The organism is Streptomyces sp. NPDC042638 (assembly GCF_040647235.1).
GTDB lineage: Bacteria > Actinomycetota > Actinomycetes > Streptomycetales > Streptomycetaceae > Streptomyces > Streptomyces rameus.
This window is the reverse complement of the sequence record NZ_JBEZBT010000046.1, coordinates 14466-31783: the sequence shown is the minus strand read 5'-3', so window position 1 is coordinate 31783 and position 17318 is coordinate 14466. Positions and strand designations below refer to the sequence as shown.

Here is a 17318-nt window from a genome sequence, read left to right as displayed (position 1 = left end):
CGGGGCCGGCGTGCGTGTTCGCGGGGCCGGCGTGCGTGTTCGCGGGGCCGGCGTGCGTGTTCGCGGGGCCGGCGTGCGCGCCCGGGGGTCCGGGTCGTGCGTGTCTGCCGGTCCGGCGTGTGTGTTGGCGGGGCCCTCGTGAAGGTTCGCGAGCCCGCTTCGTGGTGTCTGCGGGCCTGCCGGCGCGGCGGGGACCGGCGTGTGTGTTCGCGGGGCCGGCGTGGTGTGCCACACCGTCCCCGGTGCCCCTTCGGCGCCCTCGGGGTGCCGGCCTCAGAGCGCGCTTCTCAGCAGCTCTTCTTCGTGGGCGCGGTCGGTGCCGGGGCCGTCAGGGCGGTCAGCGCGCGATCGGCGGCGGCCTGCTGGGCCAGGCCCTTGAAGCCGTCCCCGATGATCAGGTCGAGGTCGGCGCCCTTGCGGGCGTCGGCCTGCTGCCGCGCACCGGCGAGCTGGGTGCCGAGCACCCGTAGCGAGGTGCCCTGCGCGGCGGGGGCGCCGAGGAGCAGCCCCGTGCCCTTGACCTTCTGGTCGTACGCTTTGGTCGCGTTGCCCACGGCGCCGATCCGGAAGCCGCGCTTGCGCAGCTCGTCCGCGGTCTTCTTGGCGAGCCCGCCGCGCTTGGTGGCGTTGTAGACGTTCACGGTGATCCGGCCCGGCTCGGGCAGGGCCGCGGTGTGGGCCGCCGGAGCCGCCGAGGCCTTGGTCCGGCAGCCTGCCGCGGTGCCGGTCACGGTGGGGTTGTCGCCGCCCGTGAAGACGTCGATGAGCTGCAGGGTGCCCCAGCCGGTCACGCCGAGTACGGCGACGGACGCCAGCACGGCGGCCACGAGCCTGCCGCGTCGGCGGGACGGACGCATCCGGGGGTACTTGTCCCCGGTGATGCGGTACTGGCCGCCCATGCCCGGGGGAGTCAGCATGCTCATGAGCGCAGCGTAGTGCGCCCGAGCGGCGATGCCTATCAGATGATCAGCTGATGCCGCTCAGCGGAACCCGAAAGGGCCAACGGCCGTGTCGCGCCGCGTCAGTCGAGTTCGAGCACGCGCGCGTGCAGCACCTGGCGCTGCTGGAGGGCTGCTCGGACCGCGCGGTGCAGGCCGTCCTCCAGGTACAGGTCGCCCTGCCACTTGACGACGTGCGCGAAGAGGTCGCCGTAGAACGTCGAGTCCTCCGCCAGCAGGGTCTCCAGGTCGAGCTGCTGCTTGGTGGTCACGAGCTGATCGAGGCGGACCGGGCGCGGTGCGACGTCCGCCCACTGCCGGGTGCTTTCCCGGCCGTGGTCGGGGTACGGCCGGCCGTTTCCGATGCGCTTGAAGATCACACGGAAAGCCTACCGGCCAAGACGTTCCGGGCGCAGCCATGGCGGCGCAGTGCGACGCTTGAAAAGATGGAGCATAACGGGCATACAGGGTGCTACGGGAACAGGGGCCGGAGATGAGCGACAGTGAGACCGCACCCCCCGCAGGCCCTGACGCGGCCTCAGTCCTGCCCGCCCCGGCACAGAGGATCGCCGCCGGTTACTCCTTCACCGGCCCCGCGCTCGACCTCGGCGCCCTCCTGTGGGACGGACGGTGCCACGCGGACGCGCCGGTCCGCATCCCGCTGACCGTGCTCAACCGGCACGGCCTGGTCGCGGGCGCCACCGGCACCGGCAAGACCAAGACCCTCCAGCTGATGGCCGAGCAGCTGTCGGCGCAGGGCGTGCCGGTGTTCCTCGCGGACATCAAGGGCGACCTGTCCGGCATCGCGCGCCCGGGACAGGAGAACGACCGGGTGCGCGCACGCTCCGGCGAGGTCGGCCGGCAGTGGACTCCGGCCGCCTTTCCGGCGGAGTTCCTCGCGCTCGGCGGCCTCGGCCACGGCATCCCCGTACGGGCCACCGTCACCAGCTTCGGCCCGGTGCTGCTGGCCAAGGCGCTCCGGCTGAACCAGACCCAGGAGCAGTCCCTCGGTCTGATCTTCCACTACGCCGACACCAAGGGCCTGGAGCTGATCGACCTCAAGGATCTCAGGGCGGTGGTCGCCTTCCTCACCTCCGACGAGGGCAGGGCCGAGCTGAAGAACATCGGCGGCCTGTCCACGGCCACGGCCGGGGTCATCCTGCGTTCGCTCACGGCCTTCGAGGCGCAGGGCATGACGGACTTCTTCGGCGAGCCGGAGTTCGACACGGCGGACCTCCTGCGTACGGGCGAGGACGGCCGGGGGATCGTCTCGGTCCTCGAACTCCCGGCGGTGCAGGAGAAGCCGCTGCTGTTCTCCACCTTCCTGATGTGGCTGCTGGCCGACCTCTTCCACGACCTGCCCGAGGTCGGCGACGCGGACAAGCCCAAGCTGGTGTTCTTCTTCGACGAGGCGCACCTGCTGTTCGACGACGCCTCCAAGGCGTTCCTGGAGTCCATCACGCAGACGGTCCGGCTGATCCGCTCCAAGGGTGTCGGCGTCTTCTTCGTCACCCAGACCCCGAGGGACGTGCCCGGCGAGGTCCTCGGCCAGCTCGGCAACCGCGTGCAGCACGCCCTGCGCGCCTTCACCCCGGAGGACGAGAAGGCCCTGCGGGCGACCGTGCAGACCTTCCCGAAGTCGCCGTACGACCTGGAGGAACTGCTCACCGGGCTGGGCACCGGTGAGGCCGTGGTCACCGTGCTCAGCGAGTCCGGGGCGCCGACCCCGGTCGCCGCCACCCGGCTGCGGGCCCCGGAGTCCCTGATGGGCCCGGTCGACGCCGCCGGACTGGACGAGGCGGTGCGCGGCTCCTCGCTCCACGGCCGTTATGCACAGGCTGTGGACCGGGAGTCGGCGTACGAGAGGCTGAGCGCCGCCCGGCCGCCGCAGGCCGCACCGGCACCGAGTCCCGAGGCGGCGGGCAGGCCCGAGGCGGCACCCAGGGACGAGCCCTCCCTGGTCGAACAGGTGGTGAGCAGCGGCATGTTCAAGTCGCTGGCCCGCTCGGTCGGCACCCAGCTCGGCCGGGAGATCACCCGCTCCCTGTTCGGCACCGCCCGGCGGAGGCGGTAGCCCGCCCCCGCCGGGGTCCGTTCAGCGGTCCCGGTCCTGCGGTGTCCGCTGCTGCTGCGGTGTCCGCTGGTCCGGCTTGGGCGCCGTACCGCGCCGGGCCTCCGCGCGCAGCAGGGCGCGCAGGACGGCGTAGGGATCCTTGGGCATGACGGTGCTGCTCCTTGCGTCGAGCCGACTGACTTCGCGGGGGACGCGGGTCCGTCAGCAGCGCAGGACCACCGTGCGCGGCAGGGGCGGGGCGTACGGCATCCGCGGCGTGGCGGGGCACGGGCGGGCCGCCGGCCGGGCGGGCGCCGGATCGGGCAGGGGTGCGAGGCGCTCGGGCGCGTCGGCCCGGTGGACGGCGCGGGCGGCCGGCCGCAGGGGCGTGTCGGGAATGTCGTGTCCGTCGGCCTCGGCGGCCACGGCCAGGGCCGGCACCGCCTGGGCCGGCACATGGACGGGCACCCACAGGGCGAGGAGCAGCGCGAGGACCCGTAGCCGACCACGGCCGCGGGGTGTGCTGCTGCTCCTGCTCACGCCATCTGTTTCCCCGGGGCGGGCGGCGAGGACTGCACGCCGGGCGCGAGATCCGCCCGCTCGGCGTACCCGGGGTGCGTGCGGTTGACGCCGGTCATACCGCGCGCGGCACCTGGCGGGTCCGGCCGCGGATGCGGAACGCGGTGACGATCTCCACGATCCCCACCACGAGCAGCCAGAGCCCGCTGACGAGGGTCAGTACCGCGACCGACTCGAACGGCGAGTCGATGAGCACGATCCCGGCGAGGAAGGTGACGATCCCGAGGAAGATCTGCCAGCCCCGGGCGGGTGTGCGGGAGTCGTGCACGGCGGCCACGGTCTGGGTGATCCCGCGGATCAGCCAGCCGATGCCGATCCACAGCGCGAGCAGCAGGATCGACTGCATGGGCCCGCGGAAGCAGAACAGGCCGAGGACGATCGACAGCGCGCCGCTGATGAAGCCCAGTACGCGCAGCGAGGTCGTCCGGTGCGTGCCGAACGCGGACGCCAGCTGGAAGACACCGCTGAACAGCAGGTAGACGCCGAAGAGCACACCCGCGGCGAGCAGGGAGGCGCCCGGCCAGAGCAGCACCAGGACGCCGAGGACGAGGGAGGCGATCCCGGTGACCAGCACCACCTGCCAGGCGGCCCGGGACAGGGCGTGCAGGGGACCCTCGAACGGCGGCTCCGGCTCATGGCGGCCACGGGACGGCTCCGCCGCGGGGGGACCACCGGGCGGTTCCGTCGCATGGACGTACCGGTCGTCGTACGGGCGGTCCCGGCCCGGGCCGCTGCTCGGTATGTCGGTCATGCCCCATGGTGTGACCGGCCCGGCGGCGGGGACCACCGGGATGGGCTGTGCGGGTGACCCACGGCCCCGCCCGGGGAGCGTTGCTGCTCCTGCTCCGCCGCCTTGGCGGCCCTGGCCGCCGGCTTCGTCACTTCTGCTTCGCCGCCTTCGCCGCCGCCTTCATCTCCTGTTTGTGGGCACGCACCTTGGCCAGCGACTCGGGGCCGGTGATGTCGGCGACCGACCGGAAGGACTTCGGTTCGCCGTAGGCACCGGCGGCCTCCCGCCATCCCGTGGGGGCGAAGCCGAGCTGCTTGCCGAGCAGGGCGAGGAAGATCTGCGCCTTCTGCCTGCCGAACCCCGGCAGGTCCTCCAGCCGCCGCAGCAGCTCGGCCCCGGTGCCGACGCCCCGCCAGACCGCCTCCGCGTCCCCGTCGTAGTGCTCGACCAGGTACTGGCACAGCTGCTGGATCCGCTTCGCCATCGAGCCGGGGTAGCGGTGCACCGCGGGCTTCTCGGAGAGCAGCGCGGCGAACGCCTCCGGGTCCATCGCCGCGATCTCGTGCGCGTCCAGGTCCTCCGTGCCGAGCCGGTCCGCGATGGTCCGGGGGCCCTTGAACGCCCACTCCATCGGGATCTGCTGGTCCAGCAGCATCCCGGTCAGCGCGGCCAGCGGGGAGCGCCCGAGCAGCGCGTCGGCCGAGGGGTCCTGGGCGAGGTGCAGGGTGACGTCCATGCGTCGATGATCCCGCGCACCCACCGGCTCCGCGCGCGGGTCCGTATGCGGGTCCGCCCACTCGGCCGGCGCGCGGGTCCGTATGCGGGTCCGCCCACTCGGCCGGCGCGCGGGGTCCGTACGCGGGTGTGCGTGCTAGCTCGGCGCACGGGATCCGTATGCGCGTCCGCGTGCTTGCTCGGCTGGTTCGTGTGCTTGCTCGGCCGGTCTGTGTGCTCGCTCGGCTGGTTCTGCATGCTCGCTCGGCTGGTTCGCGTGCTCGCTCGGCCGGTTCGTGGGCTCGGCTCAGTCCGCGTGCCAGTACCCCAGCGCGTGTACCCGCTGCTTCGGCACGCCCAGGTCCCTGCGGACGTAGGCCGCGAGTGTGCGGGTGGTCGCCGTGTCGCAGGCGATCCAGACGTAGGGGTGCGGAGTGCCGGCGAGAACGGCGGGCAGTTCGGCGCGGACCCGTTCCACCAGGTGGGCGCCCGCGTCCCGGCGGGGCACCGGCCGTATCTCGTGCCGGCCGGCCCCGGTCCGGCTGGGCAGCCCCGCCGGGTCGCCCTCGAACCAGACGGTCGCCGGAGCCGGACGCAGGGCGCCGAGCAGGGAGTTGATCGCGGGCAGCGAGGCCGGATCGCCGATGGCGACGACATGGGAGGGAGCGGGGTCGGGGTCCTGGAAGCCGGTGCCCTGAACGGTGGCCTCGACGGTGTCGCCGGGCCGCGCGGCGCGGGCCCAGTCGGAGGCCACACCCTCGTGCAGGGCGAACTCCAGCCCGAAGGTGCCGGCGGCCGGGTCGGGGTCGACCAGGGTGTAGGCGCGCTGGTGCGGCCGGCCGTCGACGGAGAACCACAGGCGCACCCACATCGTGGGGTGGACGCCGGTCGTGGCGAGCAGTCCGCCGTCGCTCAGCCGGAGCCGCCGGTAGCGCGGGGTCACGTCCTCGGTGCCGAGGACGGTCAGCACGAAGTCCTTGGCGCGCAGCAGTCTGAGCACCGCCCCCTCCCAGCCCCGCCCCTGCCCCATGACCCCTCCACCGCTCGCGTACGATTCCGCCCCGGACTAATTAGGCAAGGCTAACCTAAATGAGCAAGGGGTTCTCAGGTGACCATCGAGATCTACCGTGACGCCTGGGGCATCCCCCACCTTCGCGCCGCCGACGCCCGCGAACTCGCCCGTGTGCAGGGCCGGGTCACGGCCCACGACCGGGCTTGGCAACTGGAGGTCGAGCGCCACCGCGCCCAGGGCACCTCCGCGTCCTTCCTCGGCGCCGACGCCCTGTCCTGGGACGTCTTCGCCCGCCGGTCCAGGATCGACGACACCGCCCGCCGCTGCTTCGCGTCGCTGGAACGCCGGGACCCGGAAACGGCCGACTGGGTCCGGGCGTACGTCGACGGCGTCAACGAGGGCCTGGCCGCCGGGGCCCGCCGCGCCCCCGAGTTCGCCCGGACCGGTCTCGCTCCCGGCCGCTGGGAGCCCTGGACACCGCTCGGGGTCTGGCTCGGCACGCACATCCTCTTCGCCGGCTTCCCGGCCAAGCTCTGGCGTGAGCAGGCGATACGGCATCTCGGTCCCGGTGCGGTCGGCCTGTTCGCCACCGACGGGCCCGGCACCGCCGGCAGCAACGGCTGGCTCGTCACCGGCGAGCGCACCGCCACCGGCCACGCCCTCATCGCCGGCGACCCGCACCGCTTCATCGAAGACCCCGGTGTCTACCAGCAGGTCCGCCTCTCCTGTCCCGAGTTCGACGTGGTCGGCCTCGCCGTGCCCGGTGTCCCCGGCATCGCCCACTTCGGGCACACCGGCACGGCCGCCTGGGCCATCACCAACGCCATGGCCGACTACCAGGACCTCTACCGCGAGCGGCTGCGCCGCACCGGCGCGGGCGTCGAGGCCCTGGGCCCGGACGGTACCTGGCACCGGGCCACCCGCCACACGGAGACCGTGGAGATCGCGGGCGAGCGGCCGACGGAAATCGAGATCATCGAGACACCCCGGGGCCCCGTGATAGCCGGAGGCCCGGACGGCCTGGACGCCGTTACGGTGCGGGGGCCGGGGGGCTCGGACGCCGTTGCGGTTCGGGGGCCGGGGGGCTTGGACGCCGTTGCGGTTCGGGGGCCGGGGGGCTTGGACGCCGTTGCGGTTCGGGGGGCGACGCGAGGTCCGGAAGGCCTGGAGACTTTCACGGTCCGGGGTCCGGCGGGTCTGGTGGGCGGGGGTTTCGCGCACGGAGCGGTGGCCGCCGGCGGTGGGGACGCGGCACAGGGGCCACCCGCACCCGGCGACGGAAGGCGCACGGATGGCGCGGGTGGGAAAGGCGGCGGGGCCGACGGCGCAGCCGAGGCGCTTGCGCTCCGCTACCCACCCCGGGTGACCGGAGACCTCGGCTTCAGCGCCCTCCTCCCCCTCCTCCGCGCCCGCAGCGTCGGCGACATCGACCGTGCCCTGGACGCCTGGACCGAGCCGGTCAACGTCGTACAGGCCGCCGACACCGCCGGAGGCACCCTGCACCGCATCGCCGGCAAGGTCCCCGTCCGCGCCGAGGCCAACCGCCTGCACCCCGTCCCCGCCTGGGAACCCGGCCACGACTGGCACGGCACGCACGAGACGCCGTACGCCGAACCGGCCGACGGCGTCGCGGTGATGGCCAACACCCACGGCCTGGCCACCCCCCTGGGCGTCGAGTTCGCCCCGCCCCACCGCGCCGCCCGCATCCGCGACCTGCTCGACGCCCGCCGCACCTGGACCGCCGACGGCATGGCCGCCATCCACACCGACACCCACCTCGGCTCCGCCACGCCCCTCCTGGACCGCCTCGCCGCCCTCACCGGCCTCACCCCCGCCGCGGCGGACCTCCGCGCCCGGCTGCTCGCCTGGGACCGCCGTATGGACGCGGACAGCACCGAGGCGGCGGCGTACGCGGCGGTGCGCGGCGCGGTCGTACGGCGACTCGCCGCGCACCCGGTCTTCGCCCCGCTCACCGAGCCCCCCGCCTACCCGGACGTCCTGCTGCCCTGGCTGTCCCTCGTCCCCCGCGTCGGTTACGCCCTCGAACACCTCCTGCGCGCCGACGACCTGTACGGCATCGACCGCGGGGCAGCCGTCCGTACCGCCCTGGAGGAGGTGGCCGCCGCGCCGTCCGCCCGGCCCTGGGCCGCCACCCACCGGCTGACCGCCTGGAAGGCGCTGCCGGACGATCCGCACACCGTGCCGGACGCCACCGCCGCACCCGGTCTCGCCGGCGACCACGACTGCGTGCTGTGCACCTCGGCCGTCCCCGGCCTCACCGACCGCGCGGCCCGCGGCCCGGCCGCCCGCTACGTCTGGGACCTGGCCGACCGCGACAACAGCCGCTGGGTGGTGCCCTTCGGCGCCGACGGCGTACCCGGCGCGGCCCACCACCGAGACCAACTCCCTTTGTGGCTCAGGGGAGAACTGGCCCCGGTGACCACCGACTGGACCCTGCTCACCCCCGAGCCGCCCGAGCCGCCCGAGCCGCCCGTACCGACCGGGCCGCCCATCACCGCCACCACGGCCACCACGGCCACCACGGCCACCACGGCCACCACAGCACCCACCGAGGGATCCCATGTCTGACCTGTACGTCCAGCACATCGACGGTTACGGCACCGTCCGCGTACGCCCCCTCGACCCGGAGGGCGACGCGGAGGTGATCCACGCCTGGGTGAGCGACGAACGCGCCGCGTTCTGGGGCATGAACGGCCTCACCAGACCCCAAGTCGCCGGTATTTACGCCCATATGACCACGCTCGACACCCACCACGCCTGTCTGGTCACCAAGGACGGCGTCCCGGTCGCCCTCTTCCAGACGTACGAGCCGTCCGCCGACCGCGTCGGCGAGTGCTACGACGTCCGCCCCGGCGACCTCGGCGTCCACCTCCTCCTCGCCCCCGCCGGCCCCGACGGCCCGCACCGGGGCTGGACGGGCGCCCTGTTGAAGGCACTGACGACGTACGCGCTGCTGGGCCTGGACCGCCGGCGGATCGTGGTCGACCCGGACGTGCGCAACGCCAAGGCGATCGACCGCTTCGTACGCCATGGCTTCCGCCGGGGCCCCGCCGTCGTCCTCCCCGAGGTGGACCTGCCCGAGGTGTACCTGCCGGAGAAGCACGCCCAACTCGCTTTCCTGGAACTGGCGGTGGCCTTCCCCGAGTGACGACACCGTCCCGCCGGGCGCCGACGCCCGCACCGGCCCGGCCGCCCCGGTGAGCACACGGGCCGTTCCCCGCGTACCTGTACCGGAGGCCCTGTCACGGAGCATGGGTGCACAGGGGGACGGAGGCTGAGGGTGCTGCGCGACGGACGCCAAGACCACCAGGAAAACCGAGGACACCGAGGACACCGAGGACACTGCGGGCAGCAGGGGCAACAGGGGCAACAGGGGCAGCAGGGGCAGCAGGGGCAGCAGGGGCAGCAGAAGCAACAGGGGCAGCAGGGACAGCGAGGCCACCGAGGTCACCGGGGTCACCGAGGGGGCCTTGGGCGTCTTGGGCGCCTTGGGCGCCGGGGACCACACCGGCCCGGACGGCTCCTCCGGTCCGTACTCCTCTTCCTCCCCGCCCTCGTGTCCCTGCTCCTCGGCACGGCCGCCCCCGCCTCGGCCCACGCCGTCCTGCGCGCGACGGACCCCGCCGACGGAACCGTCCTGCGCACCGCGCCGCGCCAGGTGACCCTCACCTTCTCCGAATCGGTCGGCCTGCTGACCGACTCGTTCCGGGTCTACGACCCCGGCAACCACCGCCTGCGCACCGGCCCCGCCGCCCACGCCTCCGGCCGCTCGGACACCGCCGGTGTCACCCTCCCCGCCCGGCTGGCCACCGGCACGTACACGGTCGCCTGGCGGGTGGTGTCGGCCGACAGCCACCCGGTGTCCGGCGCCCTCACCTTCTCGGTGGGCGAGCGCACGGCCGCGCCCGCCGCTCCGCCCCCGGAGCGCACCGAGAACCCGGTGACGACGGCCCTGCACACCATCGCGCGCTACCTCGCCTACCTCTCCCTGGCACTGCTCCTGGGCACGGCCGCGTTCGTGGCCTACTGCCGCCCGCCGGCGACCGCCCACCTGCGCGCCCCCGTCCTGGCCGCCGCGGCGACGCTCCTCACCACCACGGCCGCCCTGTACCTCCTGCGGACGCCGTACGAGGAGGGCACCTCCCCGGCGACAGCCCTCACCCTCTCCTCCCTCACGCGCCCGGCGACGACCCGCCCCGGCCTGCTGCTCCTGGTCCGCCTGGGGCTGCTGGTCCTGGCGGCGGCCGGCGCGGCCCTGCTGAGAGCCCGCCGCATCCGGCTCCCGCGCCGTGCCGGCCTCGCGGCAGCCGCGGTGTCGGGCGGCGCCCTGTCCCTGACCTGGTCCGCGTCCGATCACGCCTCGGCGGGCATCCAGGTACCGGCGGCCGTCGTCTCGGCCACCCTGCACCTACTCGCCATGGCGGCCTGGCTGGGCGGACTGGCCGCCCTCCTGTGGACGCTGCGCCGCACCACCGCACCGGCCGCATTGCCGTCCTCCGTCCCGGTCCGCTTCTCCCGCATGGCCTTCGCCTCGGTGACGGTCCTGGTCGTGACCGGCGTCTACCAGTCCTGGCGCGGACTCGGCTCCTGGCAGGCGCTGACGGACACCGCGTACGGCCGCACCCTGCTGGCCAAGCTGGCGGCGGTCGCGGCCCTCCTCCTCGCGGCGGCCTGCTCCCGCACCTGGACCACCCGCATGGCCCGGGCGGCGGTACCGGTGCGCGCCCGCGTCCCGGAACCGGCCATGGGCCCCCCGCTCCCCCCGGAGCGACCGCCCGGCCCGGCCCCCGCCCCAGCCGCCCATCTGCACCTCCTGCGCCGCTCGGTCCTGGCCGAGGCGGTGGCTGCCGTACTGGTGCTGGCCCTGACCACCCTCCTGACCAGCACCGTGCCCGGCCGCGCGGCGACGGAGTCCGCACGGCCCGGCCCGGCGCCGGCGGGTATCCCCACGGCCTCCGTCACCACGATCCCCTTCGACGTCGGCACCCCCGGCGGCAACGGCAGGGTCCAGATCACCCTGGACCCGGGCCGGGTCGGCGAGAACTCCGTCCAGGCGGTGGTCTACGGCCCCGACGGCGGTCTCTCCACGGTCCCCGAACTCCGCCTCACCCTCCTGCTCCCGGCGCAGCACCTGGGTCCCCTGGACACCAAGGTCACGGACCGCGGTGGTTACTGGGCCGCCGACGCCTTCACCCTCCCGCTCCCCGGCACCTGGACCCTGCGGGCGACGGTCCGGGTCTCGGACGTGGACCAGGTGACGGTGTCGGCACCGGTACGGGTGACGCGGTAGCCCGGACCGGCTCCGGCCGCCAAGCCGAGTCGGACGCAGGGACGGACAACGTCGAAGGGCCCCACTGCGAGCAGTGGGGCCCTTCGACATCGTGCCCGGTTCGTCTGGGGGTCCGGGAGTGATCAGGAGCGTCCTGACATGCGGTGGATCGGCCAAATAGCCGGTGAGTACGGCGCTGGACTGGTGTGAATGCAACCAGAGCTGCAACCAGACCTTGATCAGCTGTCGCTCTCCTCGTTGTCCAAATGCCGCATTGCGTAGACGCGCTCCTTCGGATGCCGCGCCAGCCGTGCCATTACCCATGCAGTCCGCGCGTCCATGCCCCAGGGTGTGGTGATCGGCGGCGCGGATGGCGTCCGCCCACTCTGGCGGTATATCGGTGCGGCGGGCGATGTGCTGGACGTAGCAGTCGGAGACGAAGACGCGCTCCTCGATGACGTGCGTGCGGAGGTGGCGAATCGCGGTGGACTTCCCGGCGTACGAGGGTCCTTTCGGGCTTCCGAGCGGGGTGCATCGGCGAGCCGTGCATGTGCAGCACCGTGACCTTGTCGAGCACGACGTCGGTGATGTCGACGAGCTCGGGGAGCAGGGAGGAGCGGGTGCGTGCTCGGAAGAGGATGCCCCGCAGGGGTCTCGCCCGCTTCAGCAGGTTGCCGATCGCTGCCGGAAAGTTCGCCGAACGTCGCCGAACTCTGCCGAATATGGTTTACTGCCGTCAGTGAAGGAGGTGTGGCCCCGGTGTCGGAACCCCAGTTGCCTGACTGGACGAACGAAAAGATGGGGAGCATGGTCCGCGCGGCCCTATGGCTCGTGACGCAGGTCGGGGAGGGGAACGTCTACACCAAGGACCAGTTGCGAACGGCGTTCCCGGACATCGCGCAGATCGACAGGCGCCTCAGGGATCTCCGAGCGTACGGGTGGGTGCTCGATACCAACCGGGATGACGCGGCTCTGGCCCCTCATGAAGCCCGCTTCGTGCGCGCTGGCGAACCCGTCTGGGAGCCGGGTGTACGGCGGTCGCCACGCAGACCCGAGGAACTACGCCCGACGTTTGCGGAGCGGCTACAGGTCCGGAACCCACCGGATCCAGAAGCGGTTTGGGAGAAGCTGAAAGATCTCTCCTCGATCGAGAGGTCACTCCTCATGGCGTGGATCGCCATGGGGCACCGCCCAAGTTCACCCGTTGAACTCGCATGGCGTGCCTTCCGCGGCCTCTCCGAAGGGCAGCGCCGCGACCTGACTATTCGGCTGGGCGAGCTGATCAGCTCCGAGCTCTCCGACCAGTTGGCGGAGGGCGGCACCAGCACAAACCCCTGAGTACAAAGACTTCCGCCGGACCCCGTGTCACCTTCCACAGATCTCCGGGCTCCGGCGGATGGCCCAACCCCATCGAACGAGGAGAAGGACCTTGTCCAGTATGCGTGTGCTTCTGGCCGAAGGCGAGCGACCGCCTAGGTATGACGTGTTGGTGGCCGCTGTCGCTGTCGGCTATGCCTCGGGTTATTCCGCCGGCGCCGGCACTCAGGCGGAGCAGGTGATCGGAGGCGTCACCGTGGCCGCGATCGCGTGGGTGTGGGAAAGGTGGCGTCGCTGATCACCTGCCTCGGTTGGTGACCCGCCTGCATCCCTGGAGCCGGCCCGCACTGTGCGGGCCGGCTCTGTCACGTCTGGTGGCTCTCTACCCACTGTCAGTGGCCGTTCCTATCGTGGAGGGCATGGCTAACGGGGTGTGGCACACCGGATATGGCATAGAGATCAATCTGTCGTTACCCGACCTCGGTCATGCGGAGCGGCCCGATCTGCTCCGGGAGATCACCGCGAGCGTCGCTGATCGTGACCCGCAACTGCTCGAATGCCTTGCCCACCACGACGGGCGAGAGTGCCAGTCGGAGGCGGGCGGCAAGTCCCCCTGGATGTTCATTCGCCGCGGCCGTACAGGCGGTCGCCGTCCGCTGGTCGCCTCGCACCTGCCGATCACGCACAAGGCCACGCCGGCCGAGAGCGCACAGCACAAGGCCACGAAAGAGCGCGTCGTCGACACTGCCACGCGATACGGCCTGGACGCCGAGGCCGAGGTTCCCGTCGCCAACCGTCGAAGCGTCTCGGACGCGGTCGTCACCGGGCCCGACGGCATACGGGTCGGCTGGGAGATCCAGTACCACCACCTCAGCCCCAGCAGCGTGCACCGGCGCTCGGTCAATGCCGTGGAGCACGGCATCACGCCCTTGTGGGTGGCGAAGGACAGGGCGGCGTCGTTGATCGACCGGGCACCCTGGGCACGAGTCGATGACATGCCGTGGAAGGACATCGCCGACGGCAAGGAGATGCTGATCCGAGGTGGGTATCGCCATCTCCAGGTCTGGAAGTGCGTACCGAGTAGCGAGCGCCACTGCCTCGTCAGCGAGGGAGCCGGGCACTGTGGCGCGGTTCACGCCGACTGGTTCGTACCCGCACTGTGCCTGCCCGAGAAGAAGCCGGTGCACATCGAGGATCTCGTCCTGCAGAGCGCCACGGGCGAGAGCGTCCCGGTCTACGTTCCGAACCGCGGGAGTGGTCGTGCGGGTCGCCACATGTGGGTGCCGGCCGGCGACCGCGTGCTCTGGGAGGAGATCGTGGGGGAGAAGACACCCCTCCCTGCGGTTCCGGGCCAGGAGGACGACGATGTGATCACCTTCGCCGAGCAGGAGATCGACCGCACTTGCCGGGCCGGGGAGGAAGGCTGGTTCGTCAGCGACGCCCGGCCACTGCGCGATCTCGACCAGCCGACTGGCGGCTTCACCCTCCCGCGCATGCCTGTCCAGCGCTCCCGCGACCGGATGCGGGTCACTCATGTCGAGCGGGTCGCCGCGTCCGCCGCGCTGGGATGTCTGCCCTGGGAACTGGGGCCATGCGCCGGGTGCGGCCAGTTGATGCACAGGTACGGGCGGAACGCGGCCATGTACTGCCGCGTCTGCCGTGCTGTGCTCAACGGGCGATAGCCGGGAACTGCAACCAAAACTGCAACCACGGAACGACGAAGGCTCCGGCCGCGGTGCGGTCGGAGCCTTCGTCTGCCCAACACGCTTTCCAAGTCTGTTTATGCAGGTCAGGGCCATATTCGCAAGCGTCCGCCTGTGTTCAGGAGCGTTCTCGGGCCCACGAGAACCCGCAGCGCGTACGGACGTGAACGCCGACGGACGGGGCTGAATGAGACGGAAACTGAGACGGAGCGGCCAGGCGGGGCACGGTCCCCTGAACGGCCATGACGAGATGCCGGACGGCCGTGGGAGGCTTGGCAGGGAGCGAGAGAGTGAGCCGAGGGGAGCCCAAGTGACAGAGGCCAGTCCACGCGGAACCTACCTGGTCATCGCGGAGGCGCTGCGGCAGGAGATCGAGGGCGGCCGGCACGGGAGCGGTTTGCCGTCCGAGGCTGACCTCATGCGCGAGCATGGAGTGGCGCGGAACACGATCCGCCGAGCGCTCAAGACGTTGGAAGCTGAGGGCGTGCTGGAGTCTGCGCCGGGCATCGGCTGGCGCGTGTCCCAGGGCGGTGACCGCCGCTCGCTCGTTGAACGGATGGTGGCCGTGATCGAAGAGGACTCGCTGGCCGTCGGGGACGCGTATCCGTCGGAGGCGAGGCTCTGCGAGCGATTCGGCGTATCGCGTACCGCTGTCCGCCGAGGGCTCGCGCACATGGAGGGGACGGGCTTGCTCGCCACCGTTCACGGCAAGGGGCGCACAGTGCGCGCTCTCCCGAGTCCTGCGGTAGGGCCGTAGCCTTGGCCACCATGGGACTGACTGAGTGGGCGTACTCGCTTTCTGAATCGCTGCTGTCCGAGCCGCTGCCCCGGAGGTGGGCGCATTCCCTTGGTGTCGCGAAGCGGGCCCGCTCCCTGGCTCCGATCCTTGGCGACGACGCGGAGCTTCTCGAAGCAGCCGCGGTGCTGCATGACATCGGCTACTCGCCGGAGATCGCGCTCACCGGATTCCATCCGCTCGATGGGGCCCGCTTCCTCCGTGATCAGGACGGGGCAGACGAACGAGTCGTCCGTCTCGTGGCGCACCACTCCTGTGCCCTTCTGGAGGCAGAGGAGCGAGGGCTCCGGCACGAGCTGGAGAGCGAGTTCGAGCTTGAGCGTCCCGACCTCGTGGACGCCTTGCTCTTCTGCGACATGACGACGACCCCGGACGGCACGCACACCGCGCCGGCCGACCGCCTCAACGAAATCGTGCAGCGGTATGGGCCGGAGACGATCGTCGGCCGCTTCATCCAACGCGCCGCGCCGGAGATCCACGCAGCCGCGCGACGTGTGGAGGGGCGTCTCGTCCAGGCGCAGACCGCAGATCAGCCGATGTAAGGCTCTTGGCGCGTCTCGTCCAGGCCGTGTGTGATGCGCAGCCGCATGGACGGATGGATGTCCAGGTCATCGAGGTCCGCCGGGTCGACCCAGCGGACCTCTTTGGATTCGCTGCTCGTACGCAGGGTGCCGCCTGTGGGGTGCGCTCGGAAGCAGATGGAGAACTGCTGACGGACCTCTCCATCGTCGTACGCGAGGACGTGCTGAGGGTCGGTGTAGAGGCCAGAGACGCTGTCAATCTCGACCGTGATTCCCGTCTCCTCAAGCACTTCCCGAACGACGGTATCGCCGATGCGTTCGCCGATGTCGTGACCGCCTCCGGGGAGCGCCCACAGGTTGTTGTCGGTCTTGTGGATAAGCAGAAGCCGTCCCGCGTCGTCGCGGACGACCGCCGTGACGGATGGGACCACCGAGTTCGCCTTGGGCGCGTTGGGGTCCTGGAAGTAGTCGATACGGCTCATGCGTGCAGACCTCCGCAATCGGCGGGAGAGGCGATGGGCCTGGCCGCCTCCCAGACCCGTTCGATGCTTTCAGCGTAGGCGTCGAACAGCTCACCCCCGGGCACACGCTGAAGGTGCAGGACCGGGGCCATGTACGCGCCGACGCCGTACAGGTGGCCGTTGGCGAGCATCTCGTTGTCGGCCCGGTAGAGCGAGTTGTAGAGCGTGGTGCTGTGGAGCCGGAACTCCACTCCGGGAAGTCCGAAGAGCGAGCTGTAGTTGATGAGGGCGTTCCGAATCTTGCTGGCCATGGCTGGCCCGATCCCCTCATCCTCGCCGCGCACCGCCACCGCAGGACTGTCCGGGTCTCCGAGCATGAAGCGGATACGGGTGCCGGCCGCTGACTTCTCCTTCACGACTCGGTGGAACGCAGCGTCCTCTGTGAGCCAGAAACCCGAGTACACGAGCACGTCGAACGACTCCTTGGCCTGCGCGTAGAGCTGGGGCCAAAGATGGTTGGGGACGACGGACCGGTGCGGATACAGCTTGATCAGCTCAGCGTTTCCGGCCTCGGTGACCTCTGATGACGTGCGCTCTTCGGGCCAGAGGTAGGAGACCTCGCACTGAAGGAGCGAGGCAGTGGCGTACTGGAAGCGCCGGTAGGGCTTGCGGTTCGGTTCGTTGATCCAGCGCTCCACCGTTTTCGCCGACACCCCAAGTCGCTCGGCTACTTGATCGAGCGTCAGGCCGCTCTCGACGATCGCTCCGCGAAGTTTCTCGTTGGCCATGCCGAACTCTCCCCCGAGTGGGACGACTTGGTACGACTTCACCGTACCGAAGTCGTGCGCAGGTCGTACATGTGCGGAGTCGATCGTCTTCGCTGCTGAAGCCAATCTGTAGGTACATCGCAGCGAGCGGCTCGCAGGAACCCAAAAAGCCGAAGGGCTTGACGGAGCGAACCTCTCTCTGCATGATGAGGAACACGTAATACATGTTCCTCTCCTTGGGTCGTCACGTACGACCCGGCGGATGCACAACAACTGGACAGTGATCGTGCGGGGCTGACGCGAGAGCGGCGGTCGCGGTAGGTGCCTAGGGCGAGGGTCCGGGGGCAAACCGCTGTGATGGACGTGGCTCTCCCCCTACGCGCTTGGCAGCGCCACCCGGCTTTCGGGTGTGGGGAAGTACAGCGGGGCCCCAACGC

The 17318-nt window shown here is 71.5% G+C and carries 18 protein-coding genes; 9 read left to right on the top strand and 9 right to left on the bottom strand.

Features of this window, described 5'->3' with window-relative positions:
- Positions 1–287: 287 nt before the first annotated feature.
- Both AB0B40_RS29115 and AB0B40_RS29110 read right to left on the bottom strand, forming a co-directional pair.
- Entirely contained in the window at positions 288–923 is a 636-nt protein-coding gene (locus tag AB0B40_RS29115; protein WP_345052359.1) for a LytR C-terminal domain-containing protein, read from the bottom strand.
- A 98-nt stretch (positions 924–1021) separates the two neighbouring features.
- Entirely contained in the window at positions 1022–1318 is a 297-nt protein-coding gene (locus AB0B40_RS29110) for a type II toxin-antitoxin system VapB family antitoxin (protein WP_004943146.1), read from the bottom strand.
- A 113-nt stretch (positions 1319–1431) separates the two neighbouring features.
- On the opposite strand from AB0B40_RS29110, the gene AB0B40_RS29105 reads away from it, so the two are divergent.
- A complete protein-coding gene (locus AB0B40_RS29105; RefSeq protein ID WP_345052361.1) occupies positions 1432–3012 on the top strand; it encodes a helicase HerA-like domain-containing protein in 1581 nt (526 codons plus the stop codon).
- A 21-nt stretch (positions 3013–3033) separates the two neighbouring features.
- Here AB0B40_RS29105 and AB0B40_RS29100 read toward each other — a convergent pair whose 3' ends face one another.
- The 5 genes from AB0B40_RS29100 to AB0B40_RS29080 all read right to left on the bottom strand — a co-directional run bounded on the left by AB0B40_RS29100 (position 3034) and on the right by AB0B40_RS29080 (position 6044).
- Positions 3034–3159 carry a hypothetical protein gene (locus tag AB0B40_RS29100; protein ID WP_345052364.1) on the bottom strand — a complete coding sequence of 42 codons (126 nt, stop codon included), beginning with the start codon at positions 3157–3159 and terminating at the stop codon, positions 3034–3036.
- Positions 3160–3213: 54 nt separating this feature from the next.
- Entirely contained in the window at positions 3214–3531 is a 318-nt protein-coding gene (locus AB0B40_RS29095; protein WP_345052366.1) for a hypothetical protein, read from the bottom strand.
- 94 nt (positions 3532–3625) lie between these two features.
- Positions 3626–4321, bottom strand: coding sequence for an HdeD family acid-resistance protein (locus AB0B40_RS29090; RefSeq protein ID WP_362266411.1), 696 nt, complete (start codon positions 4319–4321; stop codon positions 3626–3628).
- Between the two features lie 127 nt (positions 4322–4448).
- Positions 4449–5036, bottom strand: coding sequence for an HhH-GPD-type base excision DNA repair protein (locus tag AB0B40_RS29085; protein ID WP_345052371.1), 588 nt, complete (start codon positions 5034–5036; stop codon positions 4449–4451).
- 285 nt (positions 5037–5321) lie between these two features.
- Positions 5322–6044, bottom strand: coding sequence for a siderophore-interacting protein (locus tag AB0B40_RS29080; protein WP_362266409.1), 723 nt, complete (start codon positions 6042–6044; stop codon positions 5322–5324).
- A gap of 78 nt (positions 6045–6122) precedes the next feature.
- On the opposite strand from AB0B40_RS29080, the gene AB0B40_RS29075 reads away from it, so the two are divergent.
- The 8 genes from AB0B40_RS29075 (at position 6123) to AB0B40_RS29040 (ending at position 15674) form a co-directional block, all read left to right on the top strand.
- Positions 6123–8615, top strand: a complete 2493-nt coding sequence (locus tag AB0B40_RS29075) for a penicillin acylase family protein (protein ID WP_362266407.1) — start codon at positions 6123–6125, stop codon at positions 8613–8615.
- Positions 8608–9195, top strand: a complete 588-nt coding sequence (locus AB0B40_RS29070) for a GNAT family N-acetyltransferase (RefSeq protein WP_362266406.1) — start codon at positions 8608–8610, stop codon at positions 9193–9195. The genes AB0B40_RS29075 and AB0B40_RS29070 overlap by 8 nt, the downstream gene beginning before the upstream one ends.
- A 408-nt stretch (positions 9196–9603) precedes the next feature.
- Positions 9604–11337 carry a copper resistance protein CopC gene (locus AB0B40_RS29065; RefSeq protein ID WP_362266404.1) on the top strand — a complete coding sequence of 578 codons (1734 nt, stop codon included), beginning with the start codon at positions 9604–9606 and terminating at the stop codon, positions 11335–11337.
- 738 nt (positions 11338–12075) lie between these two features.
- The gene (locus AB0B40_RS29060; protein WP_362266402.1) at positions 12076–12654 is read left to right on the top strand and encodes a hypothetical protein; all 579 of its coding nucleotides are present in this window, start codon (positions 12076–12078) and stop codon (positions 12652–12654) included.
- A gap of 100 nt (positions 12655–12754) precedes the next feature.
- Positions 12755–12931: a hypothetical protein gene (locus AB0B40_RS29055; protein ID WP_362266400.1), complete on the top strand. Its 177-nt coding sequence runs from the start codon at positions 12755–12757 to the stop codon at positions 12929–12931.
- A 97-nt stretch (positions 12932–13028) separates the two neighbouring features.
- Positions 13029–14315 (top strand): hypothetical protein, encoded by a 1287-nt coding sequence (locus tag AB0B40_RS29050; protein WP_362266398.1) that lies wholly within the window; start codon positions 13029–13031, stop codon positions 14313–14315.
- A gap of 331 nt (positions 14316–14646) precedes the next feature.
- Complete coding sequence (locus AB0B40_RS29045; RefSeq protein ID WP_362266396.1) at positions 14647–15093, top strand: GntR family transcriptional regulator; 447 nt, start codon at positions 14647–14649, stop codon at positions 15091–15093.
- A gap of 11 nt (positions 15094–15104) precedes the next feature.
- Positions 15105–15674, top strand: a complete 570-nt coding sequence (locus AB0B40_RS29040) for an HD domain-containing protein (RefSeq protein ID WP_362266395.1) — start codon at positions 15105–15107, stop codon at positions 15672–15674.
- Here the strand turns inward: AB0B40_RS29040 and AB0B40_RS29035 are convergent.
- Together AB0B40_RS29035 and AB0B40_RS29030 are read right to left on the bottom strand one after the other, a co-directional pair.
- Positions 15662–16135: an NUDIX domain-containing protein gene (locus tag AB0B40_RS29035; RefSeq protein WP_362266393.1), complete on the bottom strand. Its 474-nt coding sequence runs from the start codon at positions 16133–16135 to the stop codon at positions 15662–15664. The two genes, AB0B40_RS29040 and AB0B40_RS29035, sit on opposite strands and share 13 nt — an antisense overlap.
- Entirely contained in the window at positions 16132–16902 is a 771-nt protein-coding gene (locus AB0B40_RS29030) for a helix-turn-helix transcriptional regulator (protein WP_362266391.1), read from the bottom strand. Before AB0B40_RS29030 ends, AB0B40_RS29035 begins: the two co-directional genes overlap by 4 nt.
- Positions 16903–17318 lie beyond the last annotated feature (416 nt).